This window comes from Cryptobacterium curtum DSM 15641, from assembly GCF_000023845.1.
Lineage (GTDB): Bacteria > Actinomycetota > Coriobacteriia > Coriobacteriales > Eggerthellaceae > Cryptobacterium > Cryptobacterium curtum.
In genome coordinates, this window is the sequence record NC_013170.1 from 780,133 (window position 1) to 800,827 (window position 20,695).

The 20,695-nt window shown below is 52.0% G+C and carries 19 protein-coding genes; 17 read left to right on the plus strand and 2 right to left on the minus strand.

Annotated features, from left to right (window positions below; genetic code table 11):
- The first annotated feature begins 81 nt into the window (after positions 1-81).
- From CCUR_RS03315 to CCUR_RS03340, 6 genes are all read left to right on the plus strand, one after another.
- Positions 82-1,038 carry an ABC transporter permease gene (locus CCUR_RS03315; RefSeq protein WP_012803067.1) on the plus strand — a complete coding sequence of 319 codons (957 nt, stop codon included), beginning with the start codon at positions 82-84 and terminating at the stop codon, positions 1,036-1,038.
- Between the two features lie 2 nt (positions 1,039-1,040).
- Positions 1,041-3,068 carry a dipeptide/oligopeptide/nickel ABC transporter permease/ATP-binding protein gene (locus CCUR_RS03320; protein WP_041225211.1) on the plus strand — a complete coding sequence of 676 codons (2,028 nt, stop codon included), beginning with the start codon at positions 1,041-1,043 and terminating at the stop codon, positions 3,066-3,068.
- Positions 3,065-3,952 (plus strand): ABC transporter ATP-binding protein, encoded by an 888-nt coding sequence (locus CCUR_RS03325; protein WP_012803069.1) that lies wholly within the window; start codon positions 3,065-3,067, stop codon positions 3,950-3,952. Before CCUR_RS03320 ends, CCUR_RS03325 begins: the two co-directional genes overlap by 4 nt.
- A gap of 164 nt (positions 3,953-4,116) precedes the next feature.
- Complete coding sequence (locus CCUR_RS03330) at positions 4,117-5,064, plus strand: dihydrodipicolinate synthase family protein (protein WP_012803070.1); 948 nt, start codon at positions 4,117-4,119, stop codon at positions 5,062-5,064.
- Positions 5,065-5,066: 2 nt separating this feature from the next.
- Positions 5,067-6,092 carry an ROK family protein gene (locus tag CCUR_RS03335; RefSeq protein ID WP_012803071.1) on the plus strand — a complete coding sequence of 342 codons (1,026 nt, stop codon included), beginning with the start codon at positions 5,067-5,069 and terminating at the stop codon, positions 6,090-6,092.
- Between the two features lie 65 nt (positions 6,093-6,157).
- Positions 6,158-6,841, plus strand: coding sequence for an N-acetylmannosamine-6-phosphate 2-epimerase (locus tag CCUR_RS03340; RefSeq protein WP_012803072.1), 684 nt, complete (start codon positions 6,158-6,160; stop codon positions 6,839-6,841).
- On the opposite strand, the gene nagA is transcribed toward CCUR_RS03340, so the two are convergent.
- Complete coding sequence (gene nagA, locus CCUR_RS03345) at positions 6,816-7,982, minus strand: N-acetylglucosamine-6-phosphate deacetylase (RefSeq protein ID WP_012803073.1); 1,167 nt, start codon at positions 7,980-7,982, stop codon at positions 6,816-6,818. The genes CCUR_RS03340 and nagA overlap by 26 nt on opposite strands.
- A gap of 133 nt (positions 7,983-8,115) precedes the next feature.
- Positions 8,116-8,865 carry a glucosamine-6-phosphate deaminase gene (gene nagB, locus CCUR_RS03350; protein ID WP_012803074.1) on the minus strand — a complete coding sequence of 250 codons (750 nt, stop codon included), beginning with the start codon at positions 8,863-8,865 and terminating at the stop codon, positions 8,116-8,118.
- Positions 8,866-8,970: 105 nt separating this feature from the next.
- Between nagB and CCUR_RS03355 the strand changes: the two genes are divergently transcribed.
- The 11 genes from CCUR_RS03355 (at position 8,971) to ispH (ending at position 20,695) form a co-directional block, all read left to right on the plus strand.
- Entirely contained in the window at positions 8,971-10,977 is a 2,007-nt protein-coding gene (locus CCUR_RS03355) for an ABC-F family ATP-binding cassette domain-containing protein (RefSeq protein WP_012803075.1), read from the plus strand.
- A 111-nt stretch (positions 10,978-11,088) separates the two neighbouring features.
- Entirely contained in the window at positions 11,089-11,775 is a 687-nt protein-coding gene (locus tag CCUR_RS03360) for a site-2 protease family protein (RefSeq protein WP_012803076.1), read from the plus strand.
- Positions 11,776-11,815: 40 nt separating this feature from the next.
- A complete protein-coding gene (trpS, locus tag CCUR_RS03365; RefSeq protein ID WP_012803077.1) occupies positions 11,816-12,970 on the plus strand; it encodes a tryptophan--tRNA ligase in 1,155 nt (384 codons plus the stop codon).
- A gap of 6 nt (positions 12,971-12,976) precedes the next feature.
- Positions 12,977-13,918 (plus strand): segregation and condensation protein A, encoded by a 942-nt coding sequence (locus CCUR_RS03370; protein ID WP_012803078.1) that lies wholly within the window; start codon positions 12,977-12,979, stop codon positions 13,916-13,918.
- Positions 13,919-14,773: an SMC-Scp complex subunit ScpB gene (gene scpB, locus CCUR_RS03375; RefSeq protein ID WP_012803079.1), complete on the plus strand. Its 855-nt coding sequence runs from the start codon at positions 13,919-13,921 to the stop codon at positions 14,771-14,773. It abuts the gene before it with no gap.
- 2 nt (positions 14,774-14,775) lie between these two features.
- Complete coding sequence (locus tag CCUR_RS03380) at positions 14,776-15,747, plus strand: pseudouridine synthase (RefSeq protein WP_342606832.1); 972 nt, start codon at positions 14,776-14,778, stop codon at positions 15,745-15,747.
- A gap of 154 nt (positions 15,748-15,901) precedes the next feature.
- Complete coding sequence (locus tag CCUR_RS03385) at positions 15,902-17,041, plus strand: prephenate dehydrogenase/arogenate dehydrogenase family protein (protein WP_012803081.1); 1,140 nt, start codon at positions 15,902-15,904, stop codon at positions 17,039-17,041.
- Between the two features lie 6 nt (positions 17,042-17,047).
- Positions 17,048-18,379, plus strand: a complete 1,332-nt coding sequence (gene aroA, locus CCUR_RS03390) for a 3-phosphoshikimate 1-carboxyvinyltransferase (RefSeq protein ID WP_012803082.1) — start codon at positions 17,048-17,050, stop codon at positions 18,377-18,379.
- Positions 18,376-19,047, plus strand: a complete 672-nt coding sequence (cmk, locus tag CCUR_RS03395) for a (d)CMP kinase (protein ID WP_012803083.1) — start codon at positions 18,376-18,378, stop codon at positions 19,045-19,047. Before aroA ends, cmk begins: the two co-directional genes overlap by 4 nt.
- 3 nt (positions 19,048-19,050) lie before the next feature.
- Positions 19,051-19,836, plus strand: a complete 786-nt coding sequence (locus tag CCUR_RS03400; protein ID WP_012803084.1) for a lysophospholipid acyltransferase family protein — start codon at positions 19,051-19,053, stop codon at positions 19,834-19,836.
- 4 nt (positions 19,837-19,840) lie between these two features.
- The gene (gene ispH, locus CCUR_RS03405; RefSeq protein ID WP_012803085.1) at positions 19,841-20,695 is read left to right on the plus strand and encodes a 4-hydroxy-3-methylbut-2-enyl diphosphate reductase; all 855 of its coding nucleotides are present in this window, start codon (positions 19,841-19,843) and stop codon (positions 20,693-20,695) included.

Genomic DNA, 20,695 nt, shown 5'->3' on the forward strand with positions numbered 1-20,695 from the left:
GCTTGTTCGGGTTGTGGCTTGTGGCTTAAATCTATAAGCGTCAACCCACAAATAAGTACACGCAGACGAAAGGGGAATACGGTGAACAACCTGCTGCGATTGGTGGGCAAGCGCCTGATTGCTTTGCCTATCATGGTGCTGGGCGTCACGATTCTCGTCTTTTTCATCATGTCCTTTTCACCGATTGATCCGGCGTATTCAGCCTTGGGAGAAGGTGCTTCTCAAGAGGCACTTGATGCTTATCGCGCTGCTCATGGGCTCAACGACCCTTGGATTGTTCAATACGGTAATTTCATGGCAGGCATGGTGCAGGGCAGCCTTGGAACGTATGGAGCCAATGAAAGTTCAGTAGCTGCCAAAGTAGCGACAGCGCTGCCTATAACGCTGCAGTTAACGTTTATCGGGCTTATTATCGCGGTCGTTCTTTCACTGATTCTTGGTGTGGTGTCAGCGCTCTATCGCGATCGTTGGCCCGACAAGGTTATTCGCGTGTTTAGTATTGCCTGCATTGCGACACCTTCGTTTTGGCTCGCGGTGTTGTTAATTCTGCTGTTTTCTTCAATGCTTCATGCCCTGCCTGCTTCGGGGCAGTTACCGTCATTTACAGCCAATCCGGGTGGGTATTTGGCACGTATGGCAATGCCAGCATTTGCTTTAGGTGTGCCGGTTGCTGGGCAGATGACACGTGTAATCCGTACTGCCATGGTCGAAGAACTCGACAAAGACTACGTGCGTACCGCTATCGGATTTGGCATACCCCGCAACGTAGTGATTGCGCGCAATGTACTGCGCAACGCGCTTATTACTCCTGTGACGGTGCTTGGTCTAAAAATCGGTCACCTTATCGGTGGCGCGGTGGTTATTGAAGTTATCTTCAATCTGCAGGGGATGGGCATGGCTATTTTGCAAGGTGTGCAAGAGAATTATCCCACCCTGGTGCAGGGCGTTACCCTGGTTGTGGCAGTCACGTTTATCCTAATCAACATTGTGGTCGATATGCTCTATATCGTTATTAATCCGCGGATTAGGACGGTGTAGACATGCTGAAGTTTCGTGAAGGCACTACTGCCAAAATGGAAGCACAGGCCGGGCGTATGCGTTTGCGTCGCCTGCGTAGCATGACGTTTGGTGCAAAGCTCAGTCTTATTGTGCTTTTGGTCATTGCTCTTGCTGCTGTGTTTGCCGCGCAGATTGCGCCACATAATCCTCTTGAGATCTTTACTGCTCGTCAGGCTCCGAGTGCCGATTTTCTATTTGGTACCGACGATAAGGGTCGTGATGTACTGTCGCGCATGATCTTTGGCGCACGTTATTCGCTGGTAATTGGTTTATGCTCTACAGCACTAGCACTTGTAATCGGTTCGATTTTTGGCGCGTTGGCAGCTGTTTCAAGCAAAGTTGTCAACGAGATTATCATGCGCATTATGGACATCATTATGTCCTTCCCGGGTATTGCCTTGGCGGCAGTGTTTGTAACCGTGTTTGGCAATTCGGTATTTTCGCTTATTGTGGCGATTGCCTTTTTGTATATCCCACAGATTGCCCGCGTTGTTGCCGCCAATGTGACCAGTGAATATGGGAAAGACTATGTTCGTGCGGTGGTAGTGGCTGGGGCACGCGCTCCTTGGATTTTATCTAAGCACGTTGTGCGCAATTGTTTGGCACCGGTTGTCGTGTTTACCATTTTGCAGGTAGCTGATGCTATCGTTTTTGAGGCCAGTCTTTCATTCATTAGTGCTGGCATTCCTGAGCCTACTCCCACCTGGGGTAATATTCTTGCTGATGCACGCAGCGGCGTACTTGCTGGTCGGTGGTGGCAGGCGCTGTTCCCTGGCTTAGCTATTATGATTACGGTACTGTGTCTCAACATTCTCTCTGAAGGCATTACCGACGCTATGGCGGCACCAAAATCCGCTGTCAATATAGATGCTGACGACCTGGTTGGGTCGCGTGAAGCCGATAAGATGGTGGCCGACCCGAAGCTTGCTTACGCTGCCCAGGCCACATCTCTTTCAGCGCGACTTGCAGAACTGAAAGAGGTTGAACAGCATCGTACCGACCGGTTTATGGCACATACTGAAGTTGATCCGATACTGGTGGTTGAAGATCTTTCGATTGCTTTCCCACGGCATGGCGATGTTGATGTGATCGATCATGTGAGCTTTGTCGTGCGGCCGCGTCAAACCATGGGTTTGGTTGGGGAATCAGGCTGCGGTAAGTCCATTACGTCACTGGCGGTTATGGGCCTGCTTGATCCGCGTGCCCGCATTACATCAGGGCGAATACTCTATCAGGGCCAAGACCTTCTGAAGATGTCCGCTGCTGAAATGAATGACTTGCGCGGTCGCGAGATTGCGATGGTCTATCAAGATGCGCTGTCGTCTTTGAATCCGTCGATGCTTATTCGCAAACAGATGCGGCAGCTAACTCGCCGTGGTGGTACGCGTTCGGCTGAAGAATTACTGACGCTCGTGGGGCTTGATCCAAAGCGTACGCTTGATTCGTATCCGCATGAGCTGTCTGGCGGACAGCGCCAGCGTGTGCTGATCGCTATGGCACTAACGCGCGATCCAAAATTGATTATCTGTGACGAGCCCACAACAGCGCTTGATGTAACAGTGCAAAAGCAGGTTATTGATCTGCTGAATAAGCTGCAGAAAGAACTGGGCTTTGCGATGGTGTTTGTAAGCCACGATCTGGCGCTTGTTGCTGAAGTGGCAAATTCGATTACTGTCATGTATGCCGGTCAGGTTGTTGAACAGGGCCCTGTCAACGATATTCTGACAAGTCCTATTCACGAGTACACGCGTGGCCTGTTGGGTTCGGTGCTTTCCATTGAAGCAGGGGGAGGACGCCTTCACCAGGTGCCTGGATCGGTGCCGAGTCCACGTGATTTCGCAGCAGGTGATCGTTTTGCTCCGCGGTCAAGCCATTCGGATGTTTCTTCATCGGTACGTCCGGTTATCAAGCGTTGGGGGCAAACCGACCACTATTATGCTGAACTTCCCGATGAAGAACTTGCGCGCGTTGGGCTTGAACCCGTGGCGCAGAAGGGAGGTGTCGCATGAGCAATTCGCCGATGAATTCGAATGATACAAGTGCGATGGAAGCTACCAACTCGGCAGCAGCCTCAAACACGACAGAACCCATTATTAAGCTTGAAAAGCTTAACGTGGTGTATAAAACGCGTACAGGGTCACTGATTCACCCCAATAAAGTGCATGCGGTACGCGATCTCGATTTACAGGTAGCACCTGGTGAAGTGCTTGGTATTGTGGGTGAATCGGGGTGCGGCAAGTCGACAACGGCTAATGTGATGTGTGGCTTGCAGGAACCAACCAGCGGGCGCGTCTTGTTCAAAGGCGAAGATGTCACACGTCGTACCCCGGCGCTGCGTCGTCGTATGGGACGTGTTATCTCGGTTATTTTCCAGGATCCGGCAACCGCACTGAATGCACGTATGTCCGTGCATGATCAACTTATCGACCCGCTGAATATCCATAAGGTGGGTACACCCGCTGAACGGGAAAAGCGCGCACTTGAGCTTATTGGCATGGTGGGGCTTCCCACATCAGTCATGGGAGCGCTACCAGGACAGCTTTCTGGCGGCCAGCGCCAGCGTGTGGCTATTGCGCGCGCCCTTTCACTGAAACCTGATGCGATTATCGCCGACGAACCAACAAGTGCGCTTGATGTATCGGTACGTGCTCAAATTCTCAACTTACTAACCGACCTGCGCAAAGACCTTGGACTAGCGATGGTCTTTATCAGCCACGATATTCAGACGGTGCGCTACATCAGCGATACCATTTGCGTTATGAACAAAGGTGTCTGTGTTGAGCGCGGTCCGGCAACGGAAGTGTTTGAACATCCAAAGGATGACTACACAAGAAAGTTGCTTGGTGCAGCGCCGTCCTTACTTCATCCTGACCCTTCTGTTTTGAAGGCGTGATGATAGTTAACTTACCGCTATTGGATCAATCATTCGATAGCGGTAAGAATTACACAGGGCGCCTGTACCACGTGAATACTTGACGTGTGAACCGTGCGCGCTATAGTCGGCTGCGGCACGAAACAGCCGCCGATACAGTCTGAAAGAAATGAAGGCATAGTCTTATGGCAAATAAGCAATTCTACGGTGTTATTCCTCCGGTTGTCGTTCCGCTTGACAACGAGCGCAACCTCGATGTGAAGTCGTTTGAACGGTCGATTAATCGCATGATTGAAGCGGGCGTCAATGGCCTGTTTATTATGGGTTCAAGTGGCGAGGTCGCGTTTATGAACGATGCGCAGCGCTATGAACTTTTGGGCGAAGCGGTTCGCATTGTCGATGGTCGGGTGCCAGTTTTGGCAGGAATCATCGATATGGAAACCTTACGCGTGATCGAACAGGCAAAGCGCGCTCAGGAATACGGCGTTGATGCCCTGGTGGCTACCGCTCCCTTTTATGCGTTAGGTGGTCCTCGTGAAAACGAACGGCATTTCCGCCTGATTCGCGAAGCCTGCGACCTGCCGTTATTTGCCTATGACTTACCGGTCTGCGTTCACACGAAACTCGAACCTGAAATGCTTGTACGTCTGGGGCGCGATGGCGTTCTTCAAGGCGTGAAGGATTCCTCAGGTGACGATGTGCAGTTCCGTTGGTTGGTGCTTCTTAACGAAGACGCAGGTCATCCCTTGTCGCTTCTTACCGGCCATGAGGTTGCTGTCGATGGCGCCCTTTTGGGCGGTGCGGATGGTTCGGTGCCTGGTTTAGCCAACGTGAATCCGTGTGCGTATGTACGCATGCAGCAGGCAGCCGAGCAGGGCGATTGGCAGAAGGTAAAAGAAGAACAGGACCTGTTAGCCCGTCTTATGTGGGTAACGCGCGGCATTGTTAAGGAAGTCGGCTTTGGTGCTGGCGTGGGTGCCTTCAAGACAGCCCTCTGGCAAATGGGCGTCTTCGACACCAATCAGATGCGTGAACCCGTTCAGCCGCTTGACGGATCTGATGTAGCTCATATCGCCCGCGTTCTTGCCGAATGTGGCATGCTTGATCCTTCTATGCCATTGCGTACACGCTAGACATGGAAGCGGTCGAGGAAAGGCGGTTTCTCAATCCGCGTGTACATCGTTCGTATCGGGCCGTTGGCGTCGATGTTGGTGGCACGAAGATTGCCTGCGCCATCGTTTCGTTCGAAGGACTCCAGCCACCTGTTCTTTCATATCATAAAGAAGTTCCCACTGAAGCAGCGCTGGGAGGCGAGCACGTGATGGGCACCATCATTGGTGTGGTGCGTGCCTGCCTTGATGAAGCGCGCGTGCAAGAGGGAGATTCCTTTATGGACGGGGTCTTCGGCATTGGCGTGGGCACCGCAGGCTGTCCCGATCCGCACGACGGGTCAATTGCCAGCGCAAACGACATTATGCCTGGCTGGACTGGCATGCCCGTAGCAGCACGCTTGCGCTATGCCTTTGGGCTACCCGCATCGGTTATGGGTGATGTGCAGGCTCATGCGCTCGGCGAGGCGCGGTGGGGTGCCGCACGGGGAGTATCCAGTTGTTTGCTTGTTGCTCCAGGTACCGGCTTAGGTGGCGCGTTAGTTATTGCCGGACGCGTCTTACGTGGTGCACACGGGATTGCAGGACACATTGGCCATACTCTTCATCCTGCGGCACGTGATATGGAATGCCAATGCGGCCGGTTTGCTCATATTGAATCTATCGCTTCTGGTCAGGGCATTGGTGCTTTATATCAGGGGGTTTCAGCGGCGGATCCATCATTTGATGAAGCGCGCGGCGGTGCGTGGGTATCAGCACAGGCCCAAGCAGGAGATACGCGTGCACTACAGGTACTGCACGATGCCGGATTTGCCCTTGGTGAATCGATTGCCTCGTGGGTTAATATTCTCGATCCCGAATTGGTTATTCTGGCAGGATCGGTCTGTCGAGCAGGTGCTCCTTGGCGTGAAGCCTTGAGTGCGGGGTATCAATCGCAGGCACTCGACCCGGTAGCACAAACTCGTATTGTCGATGCCGCTCTTGGTGGCGAAGCACCGCTTATCGGCGCTGCTGAAGACTTGCTTGATTCCCTTGAGTTAACGGGCTTATAGCGCTGGTTTATAGTTGCTCAGTGGGTGATGGGTTTAGAAACCCTGCGGAAGGAGAACACACACACATGGTTGATCCTCTGATTGAACAGCTTAAAGGGTCCTTGGTGGTAAGTTGTCAGGCCTACCCGAATGAGCCATTGCGTCACCCTGAAACAATGGCACAGATGGCACACGCTGCATGGCGGGGTGGGGCGGCAGCCATTCGTTGTCAGGGTCTTGCCGACATCGCTGCCATCAAGGGTCGCGTTGACATTCCCGTTATTGGGTTATGGAAAGAAGGGCACGAAGGGGTTTATATCACCCCGACATTACGCCATGCTCTTGCCTGTGTTTCAGCAGGCGCTGATATTGTGGCGCTCGATGCAACGGGGCGTCCCCGACCCGACGGTAGAACCTTTGCCCAAACGGTTGACGCGCTGCGCCGTGCTACTGACACGTTGATTATGGCTGATTGCGGGAGTATGGATGATGTCCAGCGTGCACTTGATGTACAGGTTGATATTGTTTCAACAACTCTTGCAGGCTATACAAATGATCGTCCGGCAACTGAAGGGCCCGATCTCGATTTAGTGCGCCAAGCAGTAGCGGCGGCTGGGGAAACACCCGTCTTCTGTGAAGGACGCATTCATACACCCAATCAAGCCGCAGCGGCCATTAAGGCTGGTGCCTGGGCTTGTGTAGTAGGAACGGCAATTACGCATCCCACGTCGATTACAACCTGGTTTACGCAGGCAATTGAAGAGGCTTAATCACTCGGCCGCGTAAGATAACACCAGCCACTTTCCAACTGCTATCAAACAGAACAAGGTCAGCTTTTTTACCAGCACCAATGCTGCCAACTTCATCGGCGATACCTAGTGCTTGCGCTGGGTTGGCGGTGGCACTGCGCAGTGCCACTTCGGCAGGTATATCCGCTTCGGTAATAGCCCATGCAAGACAGTCGGCTAAATTTGAAGCCGACCCCGCAAGCGTTCCGTCGACTAGGGTGGCACGGCGATCCGTGACCGAAACTGCCTGACCACCAAGTTCAAAGGTGCCGTCTCCCATACCACAGGCCATCATTGAATCGCTGATAAGAATCATGCGCGCACCGGTGAACAGCTGGAACGCTAAGCGCACCATGGCGGCAGAAACATGAATGCCATCAGTAATGATCTCAGCGGAAACACCATCTTCTTCTACTGCCGCAGGGATAGGTCCTGGAGCACGGTGGTGCAAGGGTGGCATGGCGTTGTACAGATGGGTAACCTGTCGCGCACCCGCTTCAAAGGCACTGCGTGCTTGTTTGTACGTGGCACAGGTATGTGCAATAGAAATGCGCACGTCGCGATGAAGCTGTTCGATAAATTCGATGGCGCCTGTTTCTTCAGGAGCAATATCAACCAGTTTGACAAGTCCTTCTGATGCATCCATCAAACGGTGCATCATGGCGATGTTAGGCTGTTGTACAAAGTGGGGGTTCTGAGCACCTATTTTCCCTGGTGAAATAAATGGACCTTCCATATTAATGCCGACAAGAGCCGCTTCATCATCAGCTGCCTTCCAGCGAGCAGCCGTTTTCATAACGGTAAGCAAGCGATCTTCAGGAAAGGTCATAGTTGCCGGGCAGATGGACGTAATACCCCATGATGCTTCACTGCGGGCTATGGCTGAAAGTGCTTCTGATGTTCCGTCACAAAAATCGTGACCACAGCAGCCATGGAAATGAAGATCAATCAGGCCGGGAGCCACGACAAAACCGTGTGCATCAATAACTTCATCAGCTTGAACGGGAATATCAGGTTCAACAATGCGGCTGATACGATCGTCTTTGATCACAACCGAAGCGGCAGTAAAACCAGTACCGTCGAATACGCGACTGCCGCGCAGACATATTGTTGAAGCGGACATATGGCTATCCTTTCACCGTGATACGAGCATTGTAAAACGCATCGGTTCATAAATGTACGCGTTATCTGACACGCTCTTGAAGCGAACATGAGGGGGGGATACGAAACTATCTCTTTGTTATCTTTATTTTGCATCAGTGAGCCGCGACAGGTGAATCAGCAATAAGAGCTGCTGCTTCTTTATCGATTAGTACGGTAGCATGCGGGTGAAGCTGCAGAATACTTGCTGGTACCTGTGGAGTAACTGGTCCCGCAACGGCGTCGGCAATAATGCGAGCTTTATCGGCACCGCTTGCAATAAGAAGTACCTTTCGCGCTTTCATAATTGTTCCAATGCCCATGGTGTAAGCCTGCCGAGGTACTTCTTCAGTTGAATCGAAAAGCCGGCTGTTTGCAGTAATCGTACTCTGCGTGAGATCAACCAGATGGGTAAGCACCGGGAATGCATCGTTGGGTTCGTTGAAGCCAATGTGGCCATTGTGTCCGATACCAAGCAACTGCAGATCGATACCACCTGTCGCATCAATATCCTGTTCGTAATTTATACAGACCGCATGGGCATCGTCATTTGAACCATCGGGAACATGAGTGCGATTTTTGTCGATATCGACCAGATCGAAGAGGTGCTTGTTCATAAAATAACGGTAGCTTTGCTGATGGGTGCCATCAAGACCACGGTATTCATCGAGATTAAAGGTGGTTACATCCGCAAAACTAATAGCACCACGTTGATAATCTGCTACGAGGTTGGCATAGGTGCCAAGTGGAGTTGATCCGGTTGCTAAGCCCAGCCGACAGGCGGGTTTCATTTGGATTTGTTTGGTAATCATATCAGCGGCCTTGCGGCTCATATCTTCATAGTCGGATGCAACAATACAATGCATGGTGGTTCCTCTCGGTTTACCCGAAGCAATGTTACTGCGTGCGTTACCGGGCAATCTTTGATAACCTCTATTCGTTTGTCTTAACGAATACTAGCAGGAAATTCCATGATCATACAGTTGGAGCATATATCCAAGTCGTTTGGTGCACGCACATTGTTTGAGGACGTCACCTTTAAGTTAGAAGCGGGCGATCGGCTTGCGCTGGTTGGGCCCAATGGCGCGGGTAAAACCACACTGCTTAACATTATTTCTGGGACTGAAGATCCTGATGACGGCCGGGTGGTATTAGCTCGCGGTGCGCGCGTCGGCTATCTCGAGCAAGAAGCTATCGAGATGGAAGATCGCACTATTTTCGATGAGGTTATGTCTGGTCAAGTTGAAATAATTGAAGCTGCCAGTCGTCTTCATAGCCTTGAGACATCACTTTCTGCCAATCCATCAACCGCTGAACTAGAAGCACTTGGTCGCGCGCGCGATGCCTATGAAATGATGGGTGGCTACACACTCGAACCGAAGGTGCGAGCGGTGTTGTTTGGCTTGGGCTTCACCGAAGAAGATATGAAAAAAACGACCAGTGATTTTTCGGGTGGTTGGCAGATGCGCATTGCGCTCGCGAAGTTGCTCGTGCGCAGTCCCGATGTCCTGATGCTCGACGAGCCGACTAATCATCTCGACCTTGAAAGCGTCAAATGGCTTGAAGGTTTCTTGCACAGTTACGAGGGTACCGTTGTAGTGGTCAGCCATGACCGTGTCTTTATGGACAATATGGTTGATCGTGTCGCTGAAATTGATCAAGGACAGGTACACCTATTCACGGGCAACTATAGTGCCTATCTTAAAGAGCGCGAGGAGCGTCTTGCACAATTGCGTTCTGCGGCAGCTCATCAGCAAGAAGAACGTGAACATCTCGAAGCGTTTATCGAACGGTTTCGCTATAAGGCAACGAAAGCCAAGCAAGTGCAGGATCGGATACGAAAGCTCGAGCGGATGGAACCCATTGTGGTGCCGCCCGAGCGTCGAGCGGTTCATTTTAATTTTAAGCAGCCACCGCGTACGGGCGAGATGGTTGTCTCATTGGCGCACGTGTGTAAATCGTACGGCATGCATCATATTTACGATGGACTTGATCTATCAATACACCGTGGGCAAAAAATTGCGCTGGTTGGCCCTAATGGTGCCGGGAAGTCGACACTGCTTAAGATGATTGCTGGTGTGTTGCCTCCCGATTCGGGCACAATCAAACTGGGTGTGCATGTTGAGCGTACCTATTATGCTCAACATCAGCTTGAAGAACTTCATGCAGGAAATACGGTCTTTGAAGAGCTTGATCACGCCGCGCCAGGATGGAGCATTTCGCAGGTGCGTTCTCTGCTCGGCGCTTTTTTGTTTACCGGTGATGATGTTGAAAAGCGTGTTTCCGTGCTTTCAGGCGGAGAAAAAGCGCGCCTAGCCTTAGCTAAGATGTTGGTGGCGCCCAAGCCGCTACTCTGTCTTGACGAACCGACAAACCATCTGGACATTCAAAGTGTTGATGTGCTTGAACAAGCCTTGCGCGCGTTTGAGGGAACCGTTGTTCTGATTACCCATGATCGTCATTTGATACAAGGTGTCGCAAATCGCATTATCGAGATTATGCCTGGTAAGGTTTCTGACTATGCCGGTGATTACAATTACTATCTCTACAAAACGGGGCAAGATACGCTACCGGACGGTCAAGCAGGCAACGGTCATGCCGGTAAAAAAGCAGATCCGCGTCGTCCCAGTCAGCAAGCAGCTCATGTATCGGTAAGCGCTTCGGCGCGTGCTGGTTCGGGTGCTACGGCACAAACCAAGCAACAAAAACGCGAAGAGGCGCGCAGCCGTCGCCACGCATGGGAAGCGCTTAAAAGCCAGCGTAAGCGTGCTGCGGCGCTTGAAAAGCAGATGGAAGCGGATCGAAAACGTCTTGATGAAGTGCTCGAACTCTTGGCAGACCCAACGTTCTATACGAATGAATCCGCGTCAAGCGATGTGATAGGCGAGCACGCTCGCTTGAAGGAACGCCTCGCAGCTGCTGAGGATGAATGGCTGGAACTAAGTGAAGAAATAGAGCGCGCAATGGATAGTCAGTAGGGCTTTCAATAAGGTGGTGGGCGGCCTAATACGGTAGTAGGTTATGAAGTGTTCAGGAGTCATGACTGTCCTCGTCGCTTCATGTAGGTGACCGGGCTATACTGACTAGCTATGACTGTTAATACGATTGCATATTACTTCTGTAGCATTCTTGCCTTTGTGCCTGCCATTGTCTTGCATGAAGTGTCACATGGTTTTGCTGCGTATAAGTTGGGAGATCCAACGGCTCGCCAGGCAGGACGACTTTCCATTAACCCCTTGCGCCATATCGACCCATTTGGCACCGTATTGCTCCCGCTTATTCTCATGCTGGCTAACGCGCCCATTTTCGGATATGCCAAACCGGTGCCGTATAATCCGCTCTATTTTAAGGATAAGCGTAAAGGTGATTTAATCGTTGGGCTTGCCGGTCCGGCAGCAAACCTGGTGCAAGCGATTGTTGCAGCTGCCATTGCGTGGCTGCTTTACCCTGTAGCTACGTCAACCGTAACGGCTCAAAACGATCTTTTTGCCTATTTCTATCTGGTATTTTTGCCGCTGTATACGCTTATCAATCTGTATCTGATGTTTTTTAATCTCATACCGATTCCGCCGCTCGATGGTTCAAGCATTTTCGCATTTATACTGCCCGAACGGTACTTACCTGCTTACTATCAGGTACAGCAGTACGCGATGCCAGTGCTCCTTGTTTTGTTGTTTGTTGTGCCGTATCTATTTCCCATAAATCCACTGTCTCTGTATTTACAGGCGACCGCAGGTAATTTGGCGAATATCCTATTTCCGTACCACATCTCTTAGCGTGTATACGCGAGGGAACATCGTCCAAAGAGGAGTCGATATGTCCAAGGATATGCCTGAGTGCTCATCCGATGCTCATGACGGTGAAGCAACTTCGTTTGTTGAGCCGCAACAGAAGATTATTCTTACGGGGGACCGTCCCACCGGTCGCCTGCACGTTGGTCACTATGTTGGGTCGCTGCGCGAGCGCGTTGCGTTGCAGAATTCCGGTACCTTCGATGAGATCTTCATCATGATTGCCGATGCTCAGGCGCTTACCGACAATGCCGACAATCCAGAAAAGGTGCGCCAGAATATTGTTGAAGTGGCACTCGACTATCTTTCATGTGGTATTGACCCTGCCAAAACGACAATTTTTATTCAGTCACAAATACCTGAACTCTTTGAGTTGACGTCGTATTACATGAATCTGGTAACCGTCGCGCGGGTTCAGCGCAATCCAACGGTAAAAAGCGAAATACAGATGCGCGGGTTTGCCGCCGATGTGCCGTGTGGGTTCTTCACCTATCCGATTAGCCAAGCATCGGATATTACTGCCTTTAAGGCAACAACGGTTCCGGTGGGAGTTGATCAGCTGCCTATGATCGAACAGACACGCGAGATCGTGCGCAGTTTCAACCGTACTTATGGCCCGGTGCTTATTGAGCCTGAAGCGTTGATACCAACCGAGGAATCATCAAAGCGCTTGCCGGGTATTGACGGCAAAGCAAAGATGAGCAAATCGTTAGGAAACGGAATCTATCTGGCGGATTCACCCGAAGAAGTAGCGGCCAAGGTTCGGAGCATGTATACCGATCCCGCGCATGTAAACCTTGCCGATCCAGGGCATGTTGAAGGCAATGCTGTCTTTACCTATCTGGATGCTTTTTGTAAGCCGGAGCATTTTGCAGAATTTTTGCCTGAATACGCCAGCCTCGACGAACTGAAAGACCATTATCGGCGCGGTGGCTTGGGCGATGTGAAGTGCAAGCAATTCCTCAATAAGATTCTCGAGGAAACGCTTTCACCCATCAGAGCACGTCGACATGAATGGGAATGCAATATTCCTACCCTGTATGATTTGCTTGCTGCTGGATGCAAGCGGGCGCAAGCGGCAGCAGGGGAGACCCTTTCTGAAGTAAAGCGCGCAATGCGTATTGATTACTTTGCCGATGAGGGGCTTATTGCTGAGCAGACACAACGCTATCGTTCGTGAGGTCTTGTGTCATATCACGTACGTATAGAAAGCTTCGAGGGGCCGTTTGATCTGCTGCTGTACTTAGTCAGCCGACAGCGGGTTGATATCGCTTCAATTTCTATCGCCGAAGTAACACAGCAGTATCTCGCTGAGGTTGCACGTATGCAGGCGATTGATTTGGATGTGGCGAGCGATTTTCTGCTGGTAGCTGCAACCCTTCTCGAGATTAAAGCGAAAAGCCTGATCCTTGAGGATAGCGATATCGATGACGAAGAACTTGAGCGGCTCGACCCGCATGAAGCGCGTGAGCTGCTTATCGAGCGACTGATAACGTATAAGCAATTTAAGAATGCTTCCGATTATCTTGATGAGCGCGGCGCTCAAGAAGCACGTCTCCATGCTCGCCTGTGTGGTCCCTCAAGCGATCTATTGAGTGCAGTTCCTGACTATCTTGAAGGTGTTTCACTTGATGAATTGGCGCATCTGTGTGTACAGGTGACATCGCGACGCGATCCATTCTTATTGGAAAGTGATCATATTGCGGCCGAACCTATTCCTGTTGAGACGCGAGCGCACGATATGTGGGAGCGTATACGCACCTCAGGACGGCTTGCCTTTTCCGACTTACTCGATGCGGATGCCGATCCTGCCTTGGCGGTCGTGACCTTTCTGGCAATGCTTGAGTTGTACAAGCGCTCGATGATACGCGTTCAGCAGGATACGCCGTTTGGTGACATCGTCATGGAGCGTCTTGAGGGGGCAAGCGAGTTCTTTATCGACAAGCCGGATTCTACTGACGAATCTGCTGCTGCGAGTACTGATATGCCGCAGGATAGTGAAGTCGAAAAGCAGCGGGCAGAAAATAGCGAAGTCGCGCATCAGCAGATAGAAAATAGTGACGCTTCACAGCAGCAGGCAGAAGAACGCCCAGTGGCAGCTGGTAAATATAACGAAGGAAGACACTAGATGGCTGAAGAATTGAACGGTGAGACGCTCGAGGGTGCGCTCGAAGCACTTCTGTTTGTCAGTGGCGAGCCCGTCAGTGCTATCACGCTTGCTGATGCACTTGAGATAGATCCACTGCAGGTTACTGCAGCGCTTGAAAGTCTGCGCGAAAAATTTGCTGTGCAATTAGGTGGTTTGGAACTTTCTGAGGTTGCTGGTGGCTGGCAGTTGCGTACGCGCGCTTGCTTTCACGATCTTCTTGAGCGCTATGTATTGTCGTGGGACACCCGCAAGCTTTCGCGGGCGGCACTTGAAGTGCTTGCGATTGTTGCTTGGGCTCAACCGGTAACGCGGCAGGGTATCGCAAATGTGCGTGGCGTTAATTCCGATAGTCCGCTTAATTCGCTGATTGAAAAAGGTCTCGTACGCGAGGCGGGTTGCGCCGAGGCTCCAGGCAATCCCATTCTCTATGCAACTTCGCGTACCTTTCTTGAGAAGTTTGGACTGCGTTCGCTCGAGGATCTTCCGGCACTTGATGAATATGCCCCCGACAACGAAACAAGGCAGTTTATTAGACAGCGTCTTTCGGCTGCGCATGTTGTACCGTCTTTGCAAATTGATACGAGCGAGGGTGCTGCTGAAGCTGCACAGGCAGGTGCGGGTGAAGGCAGTTTTTCATCGCGCGCATCGGTATCGCAGCGGGATGGGAATACCGTTCAAGAGAATGCGTCAGCGCGTTTATTCAGCACCGAAGAGCTTTCATCAGCATCTGCAGCTACATCGACACCGACAGCTACTTTGCTGGGTGCGTCCCTTGCTCAAGTTGCAGGCGTTGTTGAAAAGGTTGACTTCGACGATCTGGAGTTTGAAGAATAGCTATGTCGTCTACTGACCGAAAAGATATCTCGTTTCGCCCAGATGGTGACAGTCGCTGTGACAAAAGGACAGATGCGGGCGAGATGCTGCCTGCGACGCCTGAGAAATCTAAGACACCTGAGACACCTGAGATATCTGGGGTGTCGCCTGCAATACAAACACAGGAAGCACCATTTACTTCTGAGGAGGTATATGCGTGGCAGGAACGCCTTGCGCATCATGATTTTCCCTTGCGACTACAGAAGTTTCTTGCACGCGCGGGCGTGGCAAGCAGGCGTGGTTCAGAGCGGCTTATCAGTGCAGGTCGGGTTGCGGTAAATGGCATTGTTATTACCGAGCTCGGCACAAAGGTTGATCCGCTGGTTGATGAAGTCTGTGTCGATGGAGCTATCGTAACGTGGGGCGCGCCGGCGGTTACGCTTGCGCTCAATAAACCAGCCGGCATTATCACCACTATGAAAGACCTTCGAGGTCGGCGTTGTGTAGCTGATATTATGCCAACCGAACAGTATCCGGGGTTATTTCCCATTGGGCGGCTCGATCAGGACACGACCGGATTACTCCTCTTTTCCACTGACGGCAACTTGGGCAATGCATTGCTTCATCCGAGCCATGGGGTGTCCAAAGTGTATCGAGCCACTATAGAGGGCTCTATTGGACAAGCGGCACTCGAGCAGCTCGCTAGCGGAATACTGCTCGACGACGGCATGACCGCCCCGGCGCGAGTATCGGTTGTGCAAGCTGGCAAAAAACATAGTGTTATTGAGCTTGAACTGCATGAAGGCCGTAAACATCAGGTAAAACGCATGTGTCAAGCAGTGGGTCATCCGGTGGTAAAGCTTCATCGTGCTTCCTTTGGGCCGATTGATCTTGCTGGCTTAGCAACTGGTGCGTATCGTCGCCTGGAAGGTGCGGAGTTGAGCGTGCTCTATAATGCCGCGGGCCTTTGCTGCCCCGACGACGAGGAATGTTAGAATTGGTCAGGGATTAAGCAACTGAGCAGCTAAGCGATTAATAACTAAACAATTGATCAGTTTAGTAATCAGTCAGATCAGTCGCTAAGCCCTCAGCAGTTCAACACGTAAACAGTCAGGCAATTTGTTAGTAAAGGTACCAAGGAGCAAATTCGTGAGTGAGAGGCACATACATACCGTTGCGATAGTAGGTCTGGGCCTCATAGGTTCCTCATTGGCAGCAGCGCTTCGGAACCTTTCGAATACGGTACGTATTCTGGGTGTTGATGTTGATGAACAAACACGCACGGAAGCCCTGCGGCGGGGGTGGATTGATCAAGCCGCTACTGGCTGTGCCGATGAAGCGTTTGAGTCATTCGTGCGCTCGGTATGCGATTTGGTTGTGCTTGCTGTTCCCGCATCTGGTGCGCGCCCGTATCTCGAAGCGCTCGACCGTTGGGATTTTGAAGGCATCATAACTGATACCGCTTCGACCAAAGAGCGCATTTGCCGCGATGCTGACGAGGTGCTTCACCATTCCGAACGCTTTATTCCTGGTCATCCAATGGCTGGTTCTGAAGTAAATGGCATTGCCGGTGCCCGGGCCGATTTATTTGAGGGTGCTCATTGGATTCTCTGTCCGAACGAGCGAACGCCGGGCGAGTTCTATACGGCGCTGCATGACCTGCTGACGGGGCTTTCAGCGCGTGTTATTTCACTTCCGCGTGAAGAACATGATCGTTCGATTGCCTTAGTGAGTCATGTGCCGCATATGGTGGCTTCGTCGCTGGTGCAGTTGGTGGCTGGTCATGCCGACAATCAACAGGCCTTATTTCGTCTTGCAGCAGGTGGGTTTAAGGATTCAACACGTATTGCTGCTGGCTCGCCTGACCTGTGGTGTGGTATCGCCTTTGATAATCGCGACGAAATTGCCCTGGGCCTCGATGAAATCCGTTCCATCATTGGACAGTTCCAGGAAGCGCTTATGGCGGGCGATAAAAAGCGCATGCTCGATCTACTTGATGCGGCCGCTCAAGCACGGCGTGCAATACCGCAGAAATGGCTGCCTTCAACAGACGATTTAATCGAAGTGCGTATTCCGTTAACAAACCGTACCGGAGCAGTTGCTGAGGTAACAACTATTGCTGGTAAAGCAGGTTGTAACATCGATTCTATCGAGATTGACCACCTTACCGCCCATAGCGCGGTGCTTAACATGGTGCTAACCGACGAAGGGGATTTCGGCCGTCTGTCAACGCTTTTGCTTGAAGCAGGATTTACGGTGTCGCTGAGTCCCTTAAGCGCAAAGGAGTGATCGGCAATGAACGCTATAGCGCCAGATGAACTGGTAATAGAGCCCCTGGCAGGCCCTCTGCTGGGTACAACGTCTGTTCCGGGCGATAAGTCTATATCGCATCGCAGTGTTCTCTTTTCCGCAATGGCTGAAGGTACTTCGCAGGTTTCGGGTGTGCTCGATTCGGGCGACGTGCGTTCATCCATAGCAGCCGTGCAACAGCTTGGTGCGCAGGTAGCCCTAGAAAAGCAGGTTGATGGCAGTCTGGCGGGTGGCATTACGGGATGGGGAAGTGCTGGCCCCACTCAGCCTACCCGCGCGCTTGATTGTGGCAATTCAGGCACCACAGCGCGTTTACTGATGGGTGTGCTGGCCCCCTGGGATATTGCGGTGACTCTCGACGGAGACGATTCTCTGCGCCGGCGGCCCATGCGACGTATCTATGCCCCCTTGATGAAAATGGGGGTAACGTTTACACCTGCTGGTAGTGAAGGCTTACCCGTTACCGAAAAGGGTTCACGCCATCTGAAAGCGCTCTCGTATGATTCACCCATGGCATCAGCCCAACTGAAAACCGCTCTATTGCTTGCGGGCCTGGGTGCCGAAGGCGAAACACGTGTCTGCGAGCCAGCGGCGTCGCGCAATCATACCGAATTGATGCTGCCACAATTTGGCGTGCAGACCACTGCCGGTGAGCGAACCGCTTCAGTTATCGGTCCGTGTCAATTAACGGCGAGTGAGGTTCACGTTCCAGGCGATCCGTCTTCAGCTGCCTTCATTGTGTGCGCGGCCGTGCTCGCCCGTGATAGTGCTGTACAAATTGAAGGTGTCAGCCTTAATCCAGCGCGTATTGGCTTTACCCGCACGCTTGAACGTATGGGTGCCGATGTTTCAATTACGCGCACCGGTATGTCAGGCAAAGAGCCCTACGGCATTATTGAAGCGCGTTGGACTGAAGATCTGCGTGGCTGTGAAATTCCGGCCGATAAAATTGCTTCGTTGGTTGATGAGATTCCTGTTTTAGCCCTGGTGGCAGCTCATGCTCATGGGATAACCGTATTTCGCCAGGTAAGTGAGCTTAAGGTGAAAGAATCAAATCGCTTGGCAGCCGTTATCGAAGGGCTTGGGCGCTTGGGTGTTGATGCCTGGAATGAAGGTGACGATCTTTATATTGAAGGTCAGCCAAGCCTGCAGTATCCATGCGATCTTGTCTTTGATTCTCATCATGACCATCGTTTGGCGATGACCTGGGCATTAGTGGGTCTGACGGGGCCGAACCCTGTTACGGTTACCGGGTTTGATTCGGTGAAGATTAGCTATCCAGGTTTTCTTGCGAGTATGGAAGGACTCGTTCGATGATCGTTGCCATTGATGGGCCTTCAGGTGCCGGCAAATCGACAGTAGCCAAGGCCGTTGCGCGCAAACTCGGATTTGCCTGTCTTGATACCGGGGCGATGTATCGCGCTGTGGCGTGGCGGGCCCTTCATGAGGGCATTGACCTTTCTAATGGCGAAGCTGTTGGAAACGTTGCTCGTGATCGGCCCATATCATTTGAACACGACAGCGATGTATCACGACCTGCGCGGGTGCTTATCGGTGGGGTGGATGTAACCCGTGTGATTCGTACTGCTGAAATCGATCAACTAGTTTCAGTGGTGTCCGCTCATCCATCGGTTCGCGCAGCGCTGCTCGATCAGCAGCGGCGCATTGGGCAGGCGGGCGATTATGTGGTCGAAGGGCGCGACATCGGCACCGTGGTATTTCCAGATGCAGCGGTAAAGGTATTCCTATCGGCAAGTGATGAAGCGCGTGCTCGACGTCGTCTGCGGCAGAATCTTCGGCGCAAGGTGGGTTCAACTGATCTTGAAGAGGTTCTGGCGAATATTCGCCAGCGTGACGAACGGGATTCGTCGCGTGCTGCTGCGCCGCTACGCGCTGCCGACGATGCGGTACGCATCGATTCAAGTTCACTGTCCATTGATGAGGTCACAGATCGCATCTGTGCCTTGGTTAACCAGGTGAAATAATTCATGCCACACGTATATTCACCCGAAGAGCTCTTTGATATGCCCTTTATGGGCACCTCCACCAAAAAACGCGCACCGCATTGGCTGGGCAATATTCTTTGGGTTATCGTTGTATTTCTCTGCAAAATTTTTACACGGTATCGTGTGCATGGTATTGAGCACCTGCGCGCGTTTCGGGGACGTTCAGGGGCGGTAGTAGCCTGCACACATGCGTCGTTTTTGGACATCGCTTACATGTATTGCCCGCCGCGGCCTGGTCAATGGCTTCGCCTGATGGCGCGCGATACTCTTTTTGAAAATCCAATTACGGCGTTTATCTTTGCGCGATGCGGGGGGTTTCCGGTTACTCGTGATTCAGCTGACCGTGCATCGATAAAACGTGCCGTGCGCATGTTGAAAGAGGGGGAGCTCGTCGGTATTTTTCCTGAGGGTACTCGGCGAGGGAAAACGAGCATCACCCCCGAAGTGCATGGTGGTGCAGCGCTTATTGCACGCATGGCGAAGGTGCCGATTATTCCGGCGGCTGTTTCAAATGTTGAACGTGTCAAGCAGAAAGGTCATCTGCCACGCCCCGTGCGGGTGGATGTACATTATGGCAAACCCATTGATGTTTCTTCGTTTGATTTCTTGCCAAAAGAAGAACGCCTTGACGGTTGTATGTGGTATGTAATGCGCGAATGCTTTGCTTTGCGCGATGGTATTAATCCCGAACAGGTTGATATGCGGGTACTCTTTCCCGATGCAAAGGACTACACCGAAGCGTTTCGCGCGGAGCAACGGGAAGGATAGTGTCATGGAGATTATTATCGCTTCGCGCGCGGGTGCTTGTTACGGCGTGCAGCGTGCGTTGAATCTTGCGCAAAAGGCAGCCCAGTCGGGTGGCGACGTTCAGACGCTCGGCTCGCTTATTCATAACCCACAGGTAGTTGCTGAACTTGCTGCTTCGGGAGTTGAAGCCGTATCAAAGCCTGAAGAACTTACCGCTTCACGTGCTATTATTCGCAGCCACGGAGTTACCCCACAAGTGCGTGAGGGGATAGAGCAGGCTGGTGCCGATATTATTGATGCCACCTGTCCGCATGTACTGCGTGCGCAACAGGCAGCTCGTGATCTTGCGCTTGAAGGGCGCCTAGTTATTGTGGTGGGCGAAGAAAGTCACCCTGAAGTTGAGGGACTCCGCGCCTGGGCCGAGCAGGCTGGAGGACAGGTTGTTGTCGCTGCCACACCAGACGATGTGCCCTCTCAGATTGATGGATCGGTCGGTATTGTCGTGCAGACAACTCAGCGACGCGAAAAACTTGATGCCATTATTGATGTACTTAAATCACGCGGAATTGAAGCGGAGATACGTGACACCATCTGCAGTGCCACGTCAACGCGACAAGAAGCCGCGGCAGAGCTTGCAAGCCAAGTCGATGTTATGGTGGTAATAGGCGGGCATAATTCTTCAAACACTACTCGTCTCTTTGAAATCTGTCGGGCACGCAGTCCTCAGGCTTTTCACATTGAATCGCCCGACGAATTGCAGGCCATTGATTTCAAGGGAGCGCAACGCGTTGGGGTAACAGCTGGTGCTTCGACACCTGAAGACCAGATCGAAAGCGTTATCGAACGTCTGCGTTCTTTTGCTGAAAGCCAAGAGGAATAA